Annotated in this window: 16 protein-coding genes; 5 read left to right on the top strand and 11 right to left on the bottom strand. The window is 71.0% G+C overall.

Translation table 11 applies throughout. The features are described from left to right. Positions 1 to 20: 20 nt before the first annotated feature. From ACFY1H_RS36030 to ACFY1H_RS36010, 5 genes are read left to right on the top strand one after another with little or no spacing between them, the layout of a single operon-like run. Positions 21 to 1,142: a mandelate racemase/muconate lactonizing enzyme family protein gene (locus ACFY1H_RS36030; protein WP_386953996.1), complete on the top strand. Its 1,122-nt coding sequence runs from the start codon at positions 21 to 23 to the stop codon at positions 1,140 to 1,142. A 5-nt stretch (positions 1,143 to 1,147) separates the two neighbouring features. After that, a complete protein-coding gene (locus ACFY1H_RS36025) occupies positions 1,148 to 2,329 on the top strand; it encodes an iron-containing alcohol dehydrogenase family protein (protein WP_386953993.1) in 1,182 nt (393 codons plus the stop codon). After that, positions 2,299 to 4,377 (top strand): acetate--CoA ligase family protein, encoded by a 2,079-nt coding sequence (locus ACFY1H_RS36020; protein ID WP_386953990.1) that lies wholly within the window; start codon positions 2,299 to 2,301, stop codon positions 4,375 to 4,377. The genes ACFY1H_RS36025 and ACFY1H_RS36020 overlap by 31 nt, the downstream gene beginning before the upstream one ends. A 17-nt stretch (positions 4,378 to 4,394) precedes the next feature. Next, positions 4,395 to 4,796, top strand: a complete 402-nt coding sequence (locus ACFY1H_RS36015; protein WP_386953987.1) for a carboxymuconolactone decarboxylase family protein — start codon at positions 4,395 to 4,397, stop codon at positions 4,794 to 4,796. Then, positions 4,777 to 5,901: a MaoC family dehydratase N-terminal domain-containing protein gene (locus ACFY1H_RS36010; protein ID WP_366588437.1), complete on the top strand. Its 1,125-nt coding sequence runs from the start codon at positions 4,777 to 4,779 to the stop codon at positions 5,899 to 5,901. The genes ACFY1H_RS36015 and ACFY1H_RS36010 overlap by 20 nt, the downstream gene beginning before the upstream one ends. 46 nt (positions 5,902 to 5,947) lie before the next feature. Here the strand turns inward: ACFY1H_RS36010 and ACFY1H_RS36005 are convergent, their stop codons facing one another. Genes ACFY1H_RS36005 through ACFY1H_RS35955 form a run of 11 tightly spaced genes read right to left on the bottom strand, consistent with a single transcriptional unit; the run spans position 5,948 to position 15,642 of the window. Next, a complete protein-coding gene (locus ACFY1H_RS36005) occupies positions 5,948 to 7,258 on the bottom strand; it encodes an MFS transporter (RefSeq protein WP_386953984.1) in 1,311 nt (436 codons plus the stop codon). 37 nt (positions 7,259 to 7,295) lie between these two features. Continuing rightward, entirely contained in the window at positions 7,296 to 7,874 is a 579-nt protein-coding gene (locus tag ACFY1H_RS36000) for an NADPH-dependent FMN reductase (protein WP_386953981.1), read from the bottom strand. Positions 7,875 to 7,887: 13 nt separating this feature from the next. Then, entirely contained in the window at positions 7,888 to 8,688 is an 801-nt protein-coding gene (locus ACFY1H_RS35995; protein ID WP_386953979.1) for a tryptophan 2,3-dioxygenase family protein, read from the bottom strand. Then, entirely contained in the window at positions 8,685 to 9,701 is a 1,017-nt protein-coding gene (locus ACFY1H_RS35990; protein WP_386953976.1) for an amidohydrolase family protein, read from the bottom strand. The genes ACFY1H_RS35995 and ACFY1H_RS35990 overlap by 4 nt, the downstream gene beginning before the upstream one ends. After that, a complete protein-coding gene (locus ACFY1H_RS35985; protein ID WP_386953973.1) occupies positions 9,701 to 10,231 on the bottom strand; it encodes a 3-hydroxyanthranilate 3,4-dioxygenase in 531 nt (176 codons plus the stop codon). Before ACFY1H_RS35985 ends, ACFY1H_RS35990 begins: the two co-directional genes overlap by 1 nt. Position 10,232: 1 nt before the next feature. Next, positions 10,233 to 10,664 (bottom strand): RidA family protein, encoded by a 432-nt coding sequence (locus tag ACFY1H_RS35980; RefSeq protein WP_366588449.1) that lies wholly within the window; start codon positions 10,662 to 10,664, stop codon positions 10,233 to 10,235. Beyond that, on the bottom strand, positions 10,661 to 11,431 hold the full coding sequence (locus tag ACFY1H_RS35975) for a 2-keto-4-pentenoate hydratase (protein ID WP_386953970.1): 771 nt from the start codon (positions 11,429 to 11,431) through the stop codon (positions 10,661 to 10,663). The genes ACFY1H_RS35980 and ACFY1H_RS35975 overlap by 4 nt, the downstream gene beginning before the upstream one ends. Further along, entirely contained in the window at positions 11,428 to 12,447 is a 1,020-nt protein-coding gene (gene dmpG, locus ACFY1H_RS35970) for a 4-hydroxy-2-oxovalerate aldolase (protein ID WP_386953967.1), read from the bottom strand. The genes ACFY1H_RS35975 and dmpG overlap by 4 nt, the downstream gene beginning before the upstream one ends. After that, entirely contained in the window at positions 12,444 to 13,379 is a 936-nt protein-coding gene (locus ACFY1H_RS35965) for an acetaldehyde dehydrogenase (acetylating) (protein WP_386953965.1), read from the bottom strand. Before ACFY1H_RS35965 ends, dmpG begins: the two co-directional genes overlap by 4 nt. Further along, a complete protein-coding gene (locus ACFY1H_RS35960) occupies positions 13,376 to 14,191 on the bottom strand; it encodes a 2-keto-4-pentenoate hydratase (RefSeq protein ID WP_386953962.1) in 816 nt (271 codons plus the stop codon). The genes ACFY1H_RS35965 and ACFY1H_RS35960 overlap by 4 nt, the downstream gene beginning before the upstream one ends. Beyond that, positions 14,188 to 15,642 carry a 2-hydroxymuconic semialdehyde dehydrogenase gene (locus ACFY1H_RS35955; protein ID WP_386953960.1) on the bottom strand — a complete coding sequence of 485 codons (1,455 nt, stop codon included), beginning with the start codon at positions 15,640 to 15,642 and terminating at the stop codon, positions 14,188 to 14,190. Before ACFY1H_RS35955 ends, ACFY1H_RS35960 begins: the two co-directional genes overlap by 4 nt. Positions 15,643 to 15,692: the final 50 nt, after the last annotated feature.

Here is a 15,692-nt window from a genome sequence, read left to right as displayed (position 1 = left end):
CCCCCGGAGGTGTGCGACAGGTGACAACCAGCAAGATCTCCTCGATCGACGTCATCCCGTTCCGGATTCCCCTGAAACACGAGGTGAAGTTCGCGACGGGCCGGCTGACCCACGCCGAGCACCTGCTCGTGCGCGTGCGCACGGCCGACGGTGTGGTCGGCCTGGCCGAGGCCATCCCCCGGCCGATGATCTACGGCGAGACCACCGTGTCGATCGCGCACGTGATCGACACGATGATCGCCCCCGCCGCGCAGTCGCTCGACCTGCTCGGCACCGAAGAGCTCGGCCACCGGCTGCGCCACCTCGCCGGCAACCCGACCGCCCGCGGCGCCGTGGAGCTGGCGATGTTCGACGCCTTGGGCAAAACGCTCGGCGTCTCCTGCCACGACCTGCTCGGTGGGTACGCGCCGGAGGTCCGCTGCACGGCGATCCTCGGCGCGGGCACGATCGACGAGGTCGTGGCCGAGACCGCGGCGCTGCGCGCGGAGCACGGCATCACCAGCTACAAGGTCAAGGTCGGCCTGGACCTCGACCGCGACGTGCGGCTGGTCGCGCAGCTGCGGCAAGAGCACCCCGACGCGTTGATCTACGTCGATGCCAACCACGGTTACTCCGCGGCCGACGCGATGACGTTCCTGGAATCCACAAAGGACTACCGGCTCGCGTGGATCGAGGAGCCGTGCCCGGCCGAGGACGTGCTCGGGCGCGCCGACGTGGTCGCCAAGTCGACCGTGCCCGTGCTCGGCGACGAGAGCTGCACGACGCCGCGGGAGGTCGCCACCGAGATCCTGGCCCGGCGCTGCACGATGATCAGCATCAAGCTGGCCCGCACGGGGATCCGCGCGTCGACGCGGATCCGCGAGTTCTGCGCGGCCGTCGGCGCGCAGGCGATCGTGGGCAGCCAGGGCGACTCGGCGATCGGCACGTACACCAGCGCCGCGTTCGCCGCCGCCAGCCCCGTGACGGCGCAGCACCCGGCCGAGCTGGCCTACCTGCTCAACCTCGACGGCGACCTCGTGGTCCGCCCGCCCGAAATCCGGGACGGCGTGCTGCGGGTGCCCGCCGAACCCGGCTTCGGGTTCGAGATCGACGAAGCCGCACTGGCGCGTTTCCGGACCGACCGGCCCGGGGAAAGGAGCTGAACCGCGTGTTCCGTTACGACCAGGCAAGGCAGGTGCTCACCGTGGGGGCCGGCACGATCGCGACGGTGCCGGACGAGCTCACCGCTCTGTCCGCCCGTTCGGTGTGCCTCGTCGGCAGCCCGCGCTCGCTCGCGTCGGCCGCCGGGCAGGCGACGCGCGAAGCGTTGCGCGGCTTCGACGTCCGGCACGAGTTCGGCAAGATCGCGCCGCACGCGCCGATCACCGACACCGAGGCGATGGCGCGGCAGCTGCGCGACGACCCGCCCGACGCACTGGTGGCCGTCGGCGGCGGCAGTGTGAGCGACACCGCGAAAGCGCTTTCCATCCTGCTGGCCGAAGGATTTCCGCTCGAGGCCAAGTGCAGCACGTTCACCCCGCCCGATGTGCTGAAGCACGTGCAGCTCGACCAGCCGAAGATCCCTGTGCTCACGATCCCGACGACGTTGTCGGGCGCGGAGGTCACGCCCGGCGGCGGCGCGACGGACGCGCGTGGTATCAAACGCGTGTTCTGGGACCAGAAGGTCGCCTCGCGCGTGGTGGTGTACGACCCCGAGCTGTTCACCGACGTCCCGGCCGAGCTGCTCCTGACCACCGGCATGAACGGGCTCGCCCACTGCGCCGAAGCCCTGTACTCCAAGTCCGCGTCGCCGTTCACGGACGCGCTGGCGGCGGAAGGCGCCCGGCGGTTCGCGGAAACGCTGCCGCGGATCGGCGGTGCCACCGGGCCGCTGCCCGTCGACCTGCTGGAGGACGCGCTCACCGCCGCGGCCATCGGCGGTCTCGTCATCAGCAACGCGCGGGTCGGCCTGCACCACGCTGTCTGCCACGTGCTCGGCGCCGCGTACGGCGTGCCGCACGGGGTGGCGAACTCCGTGATGCTGCCGTACGTCCTGGAGTACAACCACGACCACACCGAGGCCAAGCAGGCGATCCTGGCCCGCGCGCTCGGCGAAGGGCTCGGGGAGACGGGCCGCGCGGCGGTGCTGGCGGCAACCGTGCAGCGGCGTGCGGGCGTGCCGAGGACGCTGGCGGACACCGGCCTCGCCGAGTCCGACCTGGCGCGGGTGGCCGAGGAAGTCATGCAGGACCGCGGGTTGTTCTTCAACCCCAAGCGAGTTCCCGACGCCGGTGCGGTGCTGGGCGTGCTGCGGCGCGCGTGGACCGGCACCGTGACCGGGGCCGCGTGATGGCGGAGCTCGCCACCGGGAGCGCGCTCGTCGACCTCGTCACCGCGCCCCGCAGCGTGGTCGTCGTCGGCGCGTCGGCCGACCCGGCCAAGCCCGCGGGCCGGCCGCTGGCCTACCTCAGCCGTTACGGGTTCACGGGTGACGTGTTCGTCGTCAACCCCCGCCACTCCGTCGTCGGCGGCTACCCGGCGGTGCCGGCCGTGCTCGACCTCCCCGTCGACGCGGCCGAGGCCGCCATCGTCAACCTGCCCGCCGACCAGGTGCCGAGTGCGTTGCACGACCTCGACAGCCGCGGTGCGCGGGCCGCGGTCGTGATCGGCAGCGGCTTCGAGCGCCCCGACAGCGCCCCGCGCCAGGAGCTCAACCGGTTCCTGGCCTCGCCCGACCGGCGGCTGCGGGTGATCGGACCCAACTGCGTCGGCACGATGAGCGTGGTTTCCGGTGCCCACCTGAACTTCTCGAGCGTGCTCGGCCGCGGCCCGGCGCGCGCCGGTTCGGTCGCGATGATCACGCAGAGCGGCGCGAGCGGCAACGGGCTGCTCATGTCGATCCTGCGCCGCGGCGGCGGCATCGCGCACTGGTTCAGCACGGGAGACGAGTTCGACGTCGGCGCGCTCGAACTGCTCGTCGGCGTGCTGGCGCGCGACGACGTGCGCACGGTCGGGCTGTTCCTCGAAGCCATCACCGACCTCGACTGGCTGCCTGCGGCCACCGAAGCCATCGCGCGCACCGGGAAACGGGTGTTCCTGGTCAAGATCGCCGACAGCGACCTCGGGCAGCTCGCCGCCGGCGGGCACACCGGGCGGGTGGTCGGGTCGAGCGACATCTCCCACGCGGTGCTGAAGCAGGCCGGGTTCGTGCGGGTGCCGGGCATCGCGGAGCTGGCCGACTGCCTGGTGACCGCGCAGGTGGTCGGCGAGCTGCCCGCGCGGCCGCGGATCGCCGCCGCGTCGGTGTCGGGGGCGGGGGCGGTGGTGCTGGCCGACCGCGTGCAGCAGGCGCCGGCGTTGTCGCTGCCGGAGCTGGGTTCTTCCACTCGCGTCCGGTTGCGGGAGGTGCTGGCGGACCGGGTCGAACTGCACAACCCCATGGACGTGCCGTTCCTCGGCGAGACCGAGACGTTCGCGCGCACGGTGGCAACGTTGTCCGAAGCGCCGGAATCGGACGTCGTCGTGGCCGTCGAGTCGAGCCTCGCGCACGACCGTGAGGTGCTGACCGAGATCCTCACCGCGCGATCCCCCGCTGCGAGTCCCGTCGTGCTGAGCCACCTCAGCGAGGACGACCCGATCCCGGAAAACCTCCTCGCGCGGCTCGCCGCGGCACGGGTGGCCGTGGTCCCGACGCCGGAACGCGCGGTGCAGGCGCTGGGCCTCCTGGCGGGCGACGCGGGTGCTGAAGCCACGGCCGACCCCGCCGAAGACCTGACCGGGTACCTCGGCCTGCCGGACATCGCCACCCTGCTGCCCACGGACTTCCCCTGGGCGCCTTGGGTTTCCGCACGCGACCGGGCGGCCGCGGCGGAGGCGGCGAGCCGGTGGGGCTACCCCGTGGCGGTCAAGGCGGCCGGACGGACGATCGCGCACCGGTCCGAGCTCGGCGCCGTCGCGGTGGTGCGCGGCGAGGACGACCTCACGGCGGCGTACGAGCGGGTCGCGAAGGTGTGCGCCGAGCACGGTGACGACGTCGTGGTGCAGCAGGGCGTCGGCTCGGGGCAGGAAGTGCTGGTGGCCGTCGTGCGCGACCCGGAGTACGGCCTGTCCGCCGTGCTCCGCCCGGGTGGCGTGAACGCCGAGCTGCTCGACGACCAGGTCGTGCTCTGGCACGGCTGGCCGCCCGAGCAACGGCTGGCGACGCTGCGGGAGTCCCGGCTCGGCGTGCTCCTGTCCGGCTACCGCGGCCAGGCGGCGAGTGACGTCGAGGCGCTCAACGCCGCGATCACCACCTTGTTCACGGCGCTGGCCGACCAGCCGGTGTCCTTTGTGGAGCTCAACCCCGTGCTCGTGCTGGCGGACGGGGTCCGTGCGATCGACGCGATCGGGCGGAAATGAAGGGTGAAGGGAAGAGCATGACCGCACAAGACAGGTTGCAGCACTACCAGGAGTCGCTGGGCAACATCCCGCCCGCCATCTCGACGATGTTCGCGATGGACGAGGGCTTCGCCGGCGACTACACCGACATCCGCGAGCGGATCTACACCCAGCACGCCGACGGGCTCTCCCTCGCGATGAAGGAGCTGCTGCTGGTCATGTTCGACCTGGCCGTGAGCAACGCCGGCGGCGCGATCAACCACCTGCGCGCGGCCAAGCGCGCCGGGCTGGCCGCCGAGCAGCTGCGCGAGTCGCTGCAGATCGCGTTCCTCGTGCTGGGCGTGTCGGGCTGGGGCAAGGTCGGCTACAAGCTGTGGGCGGCCTGGGAGAACGACTTCGAGGAAGAGGGGGCGAGCACCAATGGCCACCACGCGTCTTGAGTTCAGCACCGAGATCACCGACGAGATGCTGTCGGAGGCGGCAGCGCTCGAAGGCCAGGAGATCCGCGTCGAACCGTGGAACAACGAGGCGACACTGGACACCATCCGCCACTACGCCTGGGGCCTCGGCGACCACAACCCGCTGTTCCACGACGAGCAGTACGCGGCGGCGAGCCCGCACGGTGGCGTGATCGCCCCGCCCACGTTCCTGTACTCCAGCTACGACGGTGCCGTCGGCCTCGGTTTTCCCGGGGTGCAGCCGATCTACGCCGGCACGGAGTGGGTGTTCCACGAGACGATCCACCGCGGCGACCGCATCCTGCCGAAGGCGCGGCTGGGGAAGGTGACCGTCCACAGTGGCCGCCACTCCGACCGGTTCGCCATCCAGCGCGTGCACACCGAGTACCGCCGCGAGAGCGACGGAGCGCTGCTGGCCGAGGCGCTGGCCAGCACGTTCCGCGTGCCGCGCGCATCGGCGTCCGGCGGGTTGTCGTACAAGGCCCGCGACAAGCACGTCTACCGCGACGAGGAGCTCGAGGAGATCCGCCGCTGGGCGACGACCGAGGCACGGCGCGGTACCACTCCGCGCAACCCGGCCGAAGTGCAGGTCGGCGACGTGGTCCCCGAGGTGGTGAAGGGACCGATCGACCAGATCACCATGACGGCCTACTACGCCGGCTGCATCGGTTCGCCCGGCTACAAGGCGGGCGAGATCTCGTGGCTGTACCGCACGTGGGCCGTCGAGGAGCCGGAGCGGCTGCCGAACAACTACGACCCCACGTACTTCAGCGAGCGCGTGCTACCCAGCCTCGGGCACCAGGACCCCGAGGTGGCCAAGGAGATCGGCATGCCCGGCGCGTACAACAACGGCCCGCAGAAATGCGGGTGGATGGCGCACCCCGTGCTGAACTGGATGGGTGACGCCGGTTCACTGCGCGAGTTCTCCGTGCGCCTGCGCCGGCCGGACATCTTCGGCGACACCGTCTGGTGCGGCGGCGAGGTGACCGAGGTGCGGGACAACGGCGAGGTGCTGATCGCCTTGTCCGCGCGCAACCAGCTCGGCGAGCAGACCGCCGAGGGCAGCGCCCTGGTGCGCTTGGGCTGAGGCCCGGCGGGCGGCGCGGGTGTGCGCGCCGCCCGCCGGCACCTCGTCAGTCCACCGGCGCCGCGAGCGGGGCAGGGACTGTCCTCTTGCGACGGACGGACTCCGTCACCAGGAACACCGCCAGGAACGACACCGCGGCCATCACCGCGAGGTACAGTGCGATCGCGTTGGCCGTCCGGAACTCGGCGAACAACGACGTCGCGATGATGGGCGCGAGAGCACCGCCGGCGACCGCGCCGATCTGGTAGCCCACCGAGACACCCGAGTAGCGGACGCTGGCGCCAAACATCTCCGAGAACAACGCCGGGCACGGGCCGTAGGTGAGGCTGAAGATGACCTGCGCGATGACGAGCGCCACGGTGATCAGCACCGGCGAGCCCGTGTTCACGAGCCAGAACATCGGGAAGCCCCACACCGCCAGCCCCGCGGCCCCGCTGAGGAACACCTTGCGCCGGCCGATGCGGTCGGACAACGCGGCGGCGGCCGGGATCGTGAGACCCGAGGCGACCGCGGAGATCAGCACGGCCACCAGGATCGTGCCGCGCGGCACGCCCAGGGCCTGCGTGGCGTAGGACAGGATGTAGACGGTGAGCAGGTAGTACGCGCCGCCGTTGATCACGGTCGCGCCGGCGGCGAGCAGGATCTGCTTCGGGTGCGAGCGCAGCAGTTCGAGCAGCGGCGCGCGCCGCCGGGCCGGCTCCTCCGAAGGCGTCGCTTGGGTTTCCGACGCGCGCGACTGGGCGTAGAGCCCGACTGCGATGAGCAGAATGCTGAGCAGGAACGGAATCCGCCAGCCCCACGCCAGGAACGCGTTCTGCGAGAGCGCGGCCGAGAGGATCAGGAACATCACGTTGGAGAAGATCAACGCGATCGGCACACCGAGCTGCGCGAAGCTGCCGTAGAACCCGCGCTTGCCCTCGGGCGCGCACTCCGTGACCAGCAGCACCGCGCCGCCCCACTGGCCGCCGAGCGCCAGGCCCTGGACCAGGCGCAGCACCACCAACAGGATCGGCGCGGCCACGCCGAGGGTGGCGTAGGAGGGCAGCAGGCCGATCGCCGTCGTGGCCACGCCCATGATCATCATGGCCGTGACCAGCGCCGGTTTGCGGCCGAACTTGTCACCGAAGTGCCCGAACACGGCCGCCCCCACGGGCCGGATCAGGAAGCCGACGGCGAACGTGCTGAACGCGAGCAACGTGCCCGCGACGGAATCGACTGACGGGAAGAACAGCTTGTTCAGTACCAGCGCCGAAGCCGACGCGTAGATGAAGAAGTCGTACCACTCGATGGCCGAACCGGCGACGCTGACGAGGATGTTCTTTCTCATCTGCCGCGGCGGCGGGGACACCTGTGTCATGGGGGAACTCCGTTGTTCAGGGGACGGGGAAAGCGCTTCACCGGCCAAGCGAGGCCAGAGCGCGCCGGTGTTCGATCAGGTCGACCAGGCCGTCGACCACGGCGGTGAGGATCGCCGACGACGGCGAACCCTCCGGCAGCTCGCCGTCGGCGAGGGCCTGGTGGGCGTGGGGCAGCACGAACTCGGGCTGGCCGACCACGTCGGCGTTCATCTTGTGCAGCACCGAACGCAGGTTCAGCTGCGCGCGAATGGTGCCCAGCGGCCCCTGCGAAGCCCCGATGATCGCGACGGGCTTGCGGCCCAGCGCCGGACCTTCGTCGACGGGGCGGGAAAGCCAGTCCAGCGCGTTCTTCAGCACGCCGGGCATGGCCGCGTTGTACTCCGGGGTGGCGATGAGCACCCCGTCGGCCGTGCGGATCCGGTGGCGCAGCTGCGCGACGGCCGGTGGGGCCGGGTGCTCTTCGTCCTCGTTGAACGGCGGGATCGCCGCCAGCTCACCGAAGACGTCGAAGGAGAGCTCGGGCGGCGCGAGCTGCGTGACCGCCATGAGCAGGCGCGTGTTCAGGGAATCCTTGCGCAGGCTTCCGGACAGCGCGAGGATCGTCAAGTCCGACAAGGGTTTTCTCCCGTCACGATTCTTCCGGGTCCATCGACCACAGCTCGGGGAACGGCACCTCGACCACCGTCTGCACCAGCCAGTCGAGGCCGCTGGAGCCGTAGTAGCCGGGCCGGTGGCCGAACGTGCGGCGCGTGGCCACGAGGTGCAGGTGCTTGTACTCGGCGTAGCCCTCCGCGATCTTCATCAGGGCCTCGCCGCAGAACCGCAGGTCCACGAGCGCGGGGTCGCCGCCGTAGAAGACCGTGGTCCACGCGCGCACCACGTCGGGGTGCGACTCGTGTTCCTCCTGCGGGTCACGCTTCACTATCGCGTCCGGAATGGACAGTCCACGCCGGCTCAGCAGCGCCAGCGCCTCGTCGTAGACGCTCGGCTCGCGCAGGGTCGTCAGCAGCGACGAGTGCTCGTCCGGCATCGACGACACGGGGTCGGCCAGCGCGTGCGGGCGGATGCCCAGCAGGAACACCAGCTCGCGGTACTTCCACGACTGCAGCGACGAAGACTTGCCGTGCACGGACCCGAGGCCGTTCTTGATCGGCAGGAAGTCGCCGACGGTCATCCACTCCAGCGACTTCCACGACGCGTTCAGGCCCGCGAAGTGGTCCGCCGCCCGGCGCAGGGCCGCCGCGGCCGACGGGGTCTCGCCGTCCCGGAAGTGCTGCGCGGCGAAGCGCAGCTCCGTGGTGATCAGGCCGAAGTACAGCTCCTGCACCTGGCACACCACGAGGAACGACCGCTCGCCCTCCAGGTCGGTCACCGGCTCCTGCAGGGTGTGCAGGACGTCGGCCTTGAGGTAGGAGTTGTACGCGGTCATGTCGTGATCTCCTCGGGCAGGGAGAGGAACCGCGCGGCGTTGCCACCGAGCAACAGGCCGCGTTCGGCTTCGGACAGGAACTGTGCTTTGCGCACCACCTGGCCCACCGGCCGTTCGCCCAGCGGGTACGGGTAGTCGCTGCCGAGCAGGATGTTCTCCACGCCGACGACGTCGACCAGCAGCCGCAGCGCCGACGGGTCGAACACCACGCTGTCCACGGAGAACCGGCCGAGGTAGCTCGACGGCGGGTTGGCGGAGCCGCCGATCACGTCGTGGCGCTCGTGCCAGGCGTTTTCGAGCCGGCCGAGCCAGAACGCGAACGAGCCGCCGCCGTGGGCGAAGCAGATCTTGAGCGTCTCGGGCACCTGGTCGAACACGCCGCCGAGGATCATGGCCAGCAGCGAAAGGTGCGTCTCCGCCGGCATCCCCGTGAGCCACTGCGACATCCAGCGGCTCAGCCGCGGCGAGCTCGGCATGTCCCACGGGTGCACGAACACCGGCACGCCCTTGGCCGCGCAGTGCTGCAGGAACGTGACGATGCCGGCGTCGTCGAGGTCGCGGTCGCCCACGTGGTTGCCGATCTCGACGCCGCGGTGGCCGGCGGCGAGGCACCGGTCGAGCTCCTCGCACGCGAGATCCGGGTCCTGCAACGGAACCTGGCAGAACGGCAGCAGCCGTCCGGACGCCGGTTCGCAGATCTCCAGCGCGAGGTCGTTGAAGACCTTCGCGATCCGCACGGCCTCGGCGGGCGGGCGGTCGTAGGAGAAGAACACCGGCGTCGGCGACACGACCTGCACGTCGACCTGGTCTTCGCCCATCTCACGCAGCCGCTCGCCCGCGTCCCAGCAGTTGGCGAGGACGCGCCGGAACTCGCGCGAGCCGACCATGATGGTCGCCTCGCGCTCGTTCTCGACGCGCAGCCACGGCAGCGTGCTCTCCTCGACCGGGCCGTCGCCCAGCGCCGGCCAGCCGCGCGGGACGAAGTGTGTGTGGACGTCGATCACCTGGGGCATCAGAGCGCGGACCTTCCGGGGTGCACCGTGCCGCAGTTGGCGCACTTGCGCAGGGACTCGTCTTCGTAGAACTGCTCGAACACCGGCGGCAGGTCCTCGACGATGTCACGCACCTGCAGTTCGACCTCGTGCACGAGGTGTTCGCAGTTGAGGCAGTACCAGTGGAACTTCTCCAGCGTGCCCTCTTCGCGGACGCGCTCGATCACGACACCGATCGAGCCGGCCTCGGGGCGCTGCGGCGAATGGGGCACGTTGCCGGGCAGCAGCCACATGTCACCCTCGCGCACGTGGACGGTCTGCTGTCCCTCGTCGGTCATCACGTTCACGTGCATGTTGCCCTTGACCTGGTAGAACCACTCCTCGTACGGGTCCACGTGGAAGTCGGTGCGCTGATTGGGCCCGCCGACGACCTGCACGATGAAATCGCCGGTGCGTTCCCACATCTGCTTGTTGTTGACCGGCGGCTTGAGCAGGTGCTGGTGTTCTTCGACCCACGCGGCGAAGTTGAAAACGGGGTTGATGTCGGTCATTTCAGTTCCCTCCACTGGATTCGCGCGGCACGTGGGCGACGGCCTGGATCTCGATGAGCAGGTGCGGGTGCGGCAGCTGGTGCACGGCGACCGTGGTGCGTGTCGGGCCGTTCTCGTCGAAGTAGCGGCCGTAGACCTCGTTGTAGCCACCGAAGTCGTTCATACTGACCAGGTAGCTGGTCACCTGCACGACGTCGTCGAGGCTCGCGCCGACGGAACCGAGGATGTCGTCGATGTTGTCCAGCACGGCGGCGGTCTGCACGCGGATGTCGAGCGTCGTGGTGCCGAACTCGTCGGCCTCGGCCCCGGCGAACGTGTTGTCCGGCAGGCGGCTGCTCGTGCCCGAGACGAACACGAGGTCGCCGGCGCGTTTCAGGTGCGGGAAGCGGCCGCGGGGTTTGGCCTTGTCCGCGAGCGTTTTGGCTTCGGTCATCGGGGTGCTCCCTGCGGTGCGACGGAGAAGCGGGCCCGGCCGAGGCCGGAGACGGTGGCGCTGACGTGGGTGCCGGCTTCGAGCGCCACCGCGGGGGTGGCCGCGCCGGCCAGCAGGACGGTGCCCGCGGCGAGCGGGAGGCCGTAGCGCTGGGCCATGCGGACGGCGGCGGGGATCGCGCGCAGCGGGTCGCCGAGGATGGCGGCGGTCGAGCCGGCGCCGGCGATGCGTCCGTCCACTTCGAACACCACACCGCGGTTGTCGAGCCCGGCTGCGAGCGGCTGCCACTGCCCGAGGACGACGGCGGCGGCCGAGGTGTTGTCGGCGACCACGTCGGCCAGCGAGAACTTGAAGTCGCGGTAGCGGGAGTCGATCACCTCGATCGCCGGGGCGACCGCGTCCACGAGGTCCGGGCCGGGCACCTCGCCGGGCTCGACGTCGCGGCCGATCCGGAACGCGACCTCCGGCTCGGCACGCGGGTGGATGAGGGTGTTCAGGTCGAGCTCGTCGCCGTCGGCCAGGACCATGCCCGAGGTGAGGCGGCCGATGATGACGTCGTCGACCCCCATCTGCGCGGCCTTGGCCTTGCTGGTGAAGCCGAGCTTGACCCCGAAGTGGCGCTCGCCTCGGGCGAGGCGGCGTTCGACCAGCTCGCGCTGCACGGCGTAGGCGTCGTCCAGCGACAGCTCGTGGTCCGTGGACAGCTGCGCACACGGCTTGCGGGTGGTGGCGGCTTCGTCGAGCCGCGTCGCGAACGCCTCGATCACGCCGGGGCCGCCTCTCGCGTGGCCACGAGGTCGAGCGCGACGTCGACCAGCATGTCTTCCTGGCCGCCGACGAGGCCGCGCTTGCCGGCTTCGAGCAGGATCGCGCGGACGTCGAGGTCGTAGCGGCCGGCGACGCGTTCGGCGTGGAGGAGGAAGCTGGAGTAGACGCCGGCGTAGCCCAGGGTCAGGGTCTCGCGGTCCACCCGGACCGGGCGGGTCTGAAGTGGACGGACGAGGTCCTCGGCCGCGTCCTGCAGGCCGAACAGGTCGCAGCCGTGGTTCCAGCCGAGCAGATCGGCGACGGCGATGAACGCCTCGATCGGCGTGTTCCCCGCGCCGGCGCCCTGGCCGGCCAGCGAAGCGTCCACCCGGTAGGCACCATGCTCGACGGCGGTGACACTGTTGGCCACCGACAGCGACAGGTTTTCGTGGGCGTGGATGCCGATCTGCGTTTCCGCGTCGAGGACTTCGCGGTACGCGTCGATCCGCGCGGCGACGTCCCGCATGGTCAGGCGACCGCCGGAGTCGGTGACGTAGACGCAGTGCGCGCCCGCGTCTTCCATGATCTTCGCCTGCTTCGCCAGGTCTTCGGGCGGGTTCATGTGGCTCAGCATGAGGAACCCGGCGACGTCCATGCCGTTGTCGCGCGCCCAGCCGATGTGCTGGATCGCGATGTCGGCCTCGGTGCAGTGCGTGGCGATGCGGACGCTGGCGACGCCGAGGTCGCGTGCGGCCCGCAGGTCTTCGATCGTCCCGACGCCCGGGAGCAGCAGCGTGGTGAGCTTGGCGTTCTTCACCACTTCGGCGGCCGCGGCGATCCAGCCCGCGTCGGTGGCCGCGCCGTGGCCGTAGTTCACGCTGGACCCGGCCAGCCCGTCGCCGTGCGCGACCTCGATGGCCGCGACGCCCGAAGCGTCCAGCGCGGCGGCGATCGTGCGCACCTGCTCGACGCTGTAGCGGTGGGAGATGGCGTGCATGCCGTCGCGCAGCGTCACGTCCTGCACGTAGAGTTTCATCGAAGGGCTCCTTCCGCGGCGACCTGCACGAGCCGTTCCGCGGTCCGCAGGGCGGCCGAGGTCATGATGTCGAGGTTGCCGGCGTATTCCGGCAGGTAGTGCCCGGCGCCGGAGACCTCCAGGAACACCGCCACCTTCACGCCGCGGAACGCGCGCCCGAGCGCGGGCAGGAACGGCTCGTCCACCCGGTCGAACTGCACGCGCTGCTTGAGCCGGTAGCCCGGCACGTAGTCCTGCACCTGCGCGACCATGGCTTCGACGGACGCACTGACGGCGGCTTCGTCCACTTCGGACTCTTCCACGAGGCAGAACACCGTGTCCCGCATGGTGATGGGCGGGTCGGCCGGGTTGAGCACGATGATCGCCTTGCCGCGCCCGGCGCCGCCGACGGTTTCCAGTGCGCGCGCCGTGGTCTCGGTGAACTCGTCGATGTTCGCGCGGGTGCCGGGACCGGCGGACTTGGCGGCGATCGTCGCCACGATCTCCGCGTAGGCCACCGGCGCCACCGCGGAAACGGCGGCCACGACCGGGGTCGTCGCCTGGCCGCCGCAGGTGACCATGTTGACGTTGGGCGCGCCGAGGTGCTCGTCGAGGTTCACGGTCGGCACCACGTACGGCCCGATGGCCGCGGGCGTGAGGTCCACCAGCTGCTTGCCGTGGGCGCTGAGGACCTCGTTGTTGTGCCGGTGCGCGCCGGCCGACGTCGCGTCGAAGACCAGCCGGATGTCGGCGAACTCGGGCAGGGCGACGAGCCCGGCCACGCCTTCGTGCGACGTCGCGACCCCGAGCCGGCGCGCCCGCGCGAGCCCGTCGGAGGCGGCGTCGATGCCGACCATCGCCGCGACTTCGAGCTCGGTCGAAAGCCGTTTCACCTTGAACATCAGGTCGGTGCCGATGTTGCCCGACCCGATGATCGCCACCGGGGTGCTCATGCGCGTTTCCCTCCGTCCGGCCCGGCGGTGAACCCGACGCGGACCTCTCCGATGTCTTCGAACCGGGCCACGTAGCTCCCGGGCGCCGGCACGGCCACCATCGGTCCCCACGCGCCGGCCAGCACCACTTCCCCCGCCCGCAGCGGCTCTCCGCGGCGCGCGACCTCCTGCGCCAGCCACGCGACGGCGACGGCCGGTGAGCCGAGGCAGGCCGCGCCGACGCCGGTCGAGATCGGCTCGCCGCCGTGCTCCAGCACCATGCCGAGCCCGGCGAGGTCCACTTCGGACAGCTTCACCGGCCGCGTGCCCAGCACCAGAGCGCCGCTCGACGCGTTGTCCGCGACGGTGTCGGTGATCCGGATGTCCCAGCCGGCCACGCGCGAGTCGACGATCTCGATCGCCGGCAGCACGAACTCCGTGGCGCGCAGGACGTCGACGACCGTGGCGCCGTCGGACAGGTCCGCACCGAGCACGAACGCGACTTCGCCTTCGACGCGCGGCTGGCAGAAGCGCTCGAGCGGGATCTCGGCGCGGTCGCCGAACACCATGTCGTCGAGCAGCACCCCGAAGTCCGGCCGGTCCACGCCGAGCTGGCGCTGCACGGCCTCCGACGTCAGCCCGATCTTGCGGCCGACCATCCGACGGCCGCTCGCGATCTTGTCCGAGATGATCCGGCGCTGCACCTCGTAGGCGGCGTCGATGTCGTCCTCACCGAGGAACTCGCGCACCGGCTGCACGGGCGTCCGGTCCCGTTCGGCCCGCTGGAGGCGGGCGACGGCGGTGTCGATCGCCGCTGCGACCCGGGCGTTCACAGCGCCACGCACACGTTGGTCGGCTGGGTGTAGAAGTGCAGCGAGTGCACACCACCCTCGCGGCCGATGCCCGAAAGCCCGTTGCCGCCGAAGGGCGAGCGCAGGTCGCGCAGGTACCAGGTGTTGACCCACGACATGCCGACGCGCATGGTGCCCGCGACGCGGTGGGCGCGTTCGAGATTCGTGGTCCACACGGCCGCGGCGAGACCGTAGTCGCTGTCGTTGGCCAGGCGGATCGCCTCGTCCTCGGTGTCGAACGGCACGAGCGCCGCGACGGGGCCGAAGATCTCCTCGCGCAGCACGCGGTGGGTGTTGTCGAGCCCGGTCCACAGCGCGGGGCGCACCCAGGCGCCGCCGTCGAGATCGGGGCCGAGGTCCGGGATCCCGCCGCCGGCCAGGAGCTTCGCGCCTTCCTGCTCGGCGAGCTCGTAGTAGGAGAGGACTTTTTCGCGGTGCTGGCGGGAGATCAGCGGTCCCGTGGTGGTGCCCGGATCGTCGGGGCGGCCGAAGCGCAGGGCCTCGGCGCGTTCGGCGAGGCCGGCGGCGACCTCGTCGAAGATGCCGCGCTGCACGTAGATCCGCTCGGTGCACAGGCAGATCTGGCCGGTGTTGGTGAACGTCGAGCGGGCGAGGCCGTCGACGGTCTTGCCGAGGTCCGCGTCGTCGAACACCACGGCCGCGTTCTTGCCGCCGAGCTCGAACGACACCGGCAGCACGCGCGGCGCCACCGCCTGCATGATCGCCGAGCCCGTGCGGGATTCGCCGGTGAACGTGACGCCGTCGATGCCCGGGTGGCTCGTGAGGAACTCGCCGGCCGAGCCGGGGCCGAAGCCGTGGACGACGTTGAACACGCCGTCGGGCGCGCCGGCCTCGGTGATGAGCTCGGCCAGCAGCGTCGCGCTCGAGGGCGTTTCCTCCGACGGCTTCACCACCACGGCGTTGCCCGCGGCCAGCGCCGGCGCGACCTTCCAGGTCAGCAGCAACAGCGGCAGGTTCCACGGCACGATCACCGCGACCACGCCGAGCGGCTTGCGCAGCGCGTAGTTCAGCGCGCGCCCGGCCGGGCCTTCGGTGAGGAACGAGTCGAGCCCGGCCGACGCGATCGTGTCGGCCGCGGCCCGGAAGTTGGCCGCGGCGCGCGAGACGTCGAGGCGGCGGGCCAGGTCGAGCGGTTTGCCGGTGTCGGCGACCTCGGCCGCGAGCAGGTCGTCGAACCGCTCGTCGATCCGGTCGGCGATCTTCCTGAGCACCCGCGCGCGCTCGGCGTCGGAGGTGCGGCCCCACGCGCCGTCGAGCGCGGCCCGGGCGGCGCGCACCGCGCGGTCGACCACCGCCTGGCCGGCTTCCTCGACCTGGGTGACGAGGGTCCCGTCGACCGGGCTGACCTTGTCGAACAGGTCACCACCGCTGTCGGTGAACCGCCCGTCCACGAAGCTCTTGAGCACCGTCATGTCCGCCTTCCCGTGTGGCTGTGATCCCTGCTCATCGTCGCGACCTCCAG

It is taken from the genome of Amycolatopsis sp. NPDC001319, from assembly GCF_042896185.1.
Taxonomy (GTDB): domain Bacteria; phylum Actinomycetota; class Actinomycetes; order Mycobacteriales; family Pseudonocardiaceae; genus Amycolatopsis.
This window is presented reverse-complemented; position numbering and strand designations above follow the sequence as displayed.

What these genes read in the sequence shown, in the direction of transcription:
- ACFY1H_RS36015 (WP_386953987.1), top strand. Translation starts at nt 4,395, where the DNA reads ATGACCGCACAAGACAGGTTGCAGCACTACCAGGAGTCGCTGGGCAAC.
- ACFY1H_RS36010 (WP_366588437.1), top strand. Translation starts at nt 4,777, where the DNA reads ATGGCCACCACGCGTCTTGAGTTCAGCACCGAGATCACCGACGAGATG.
- ACFY1H_RS36005 (WP_386953984.1), bottom strand. Translation starts at nt 7,258, where the DNA reads ATGACACAGGTGTCCCCGCCGCCGCGGCAGATGAGAAAGAACATCCTC.
- ACFY1H_RS35995 (WP_386953979.1), bottom strand. Translation starts at nt 8,688, where the DNA reads ATGACCGCGTACAACTCCTACCTCAAGGCCGACGTCCTGCACACCCTG.
- ACFY1H_RS35990 (WP_386953976.1), bottom strand. Translation starts at nt 9,701, where the DNA reads ATGCCCCAGGTGATCGACGTCCACACACACTTCGTCCCGCGCGGCTGG.
- ACFY1H_RS35985 (WP_386953973.1), bottom strand. Translation starts at nt 10,231, where the DNA reads ATGACCGACATCAACCCCGTTTTCAACTTCGCCGCGTGGGTCGAAGAA.
- ACFY1H_RS35980 (WP_366588449.1), bottom strand. Translation starts at nt 10,664, where the DNA reads ATGACCGAAGCCAAAACGCTCGCGGACAAGGCCAAACCCCGCGGCCGC.
- dmpG (WP_386953967.1), bottom strand. Translation starts at nt 12,447, where the DNA reads ATGAAACTCTACGTGCAGGACGTGACGCTGCGCGACGGCATGCACGCC.
- ACFY1H_RS35965 (WP_386953965.1), bottom strand. Translation starts at nt 13,379, where the DNA reads ATGAGCACCCCGGTGGCGATCATCGGGTCGGGCAACATCGGCACCGAC.
- ACFY1H_RS35955 (WP_386953960.1), bottom strand. Translation starts at nt 15,642, where the DNA reads ATGACGGTGCTCAAGAGCTTCGTGGACGGGCGGTTCACCGACAGCGGT.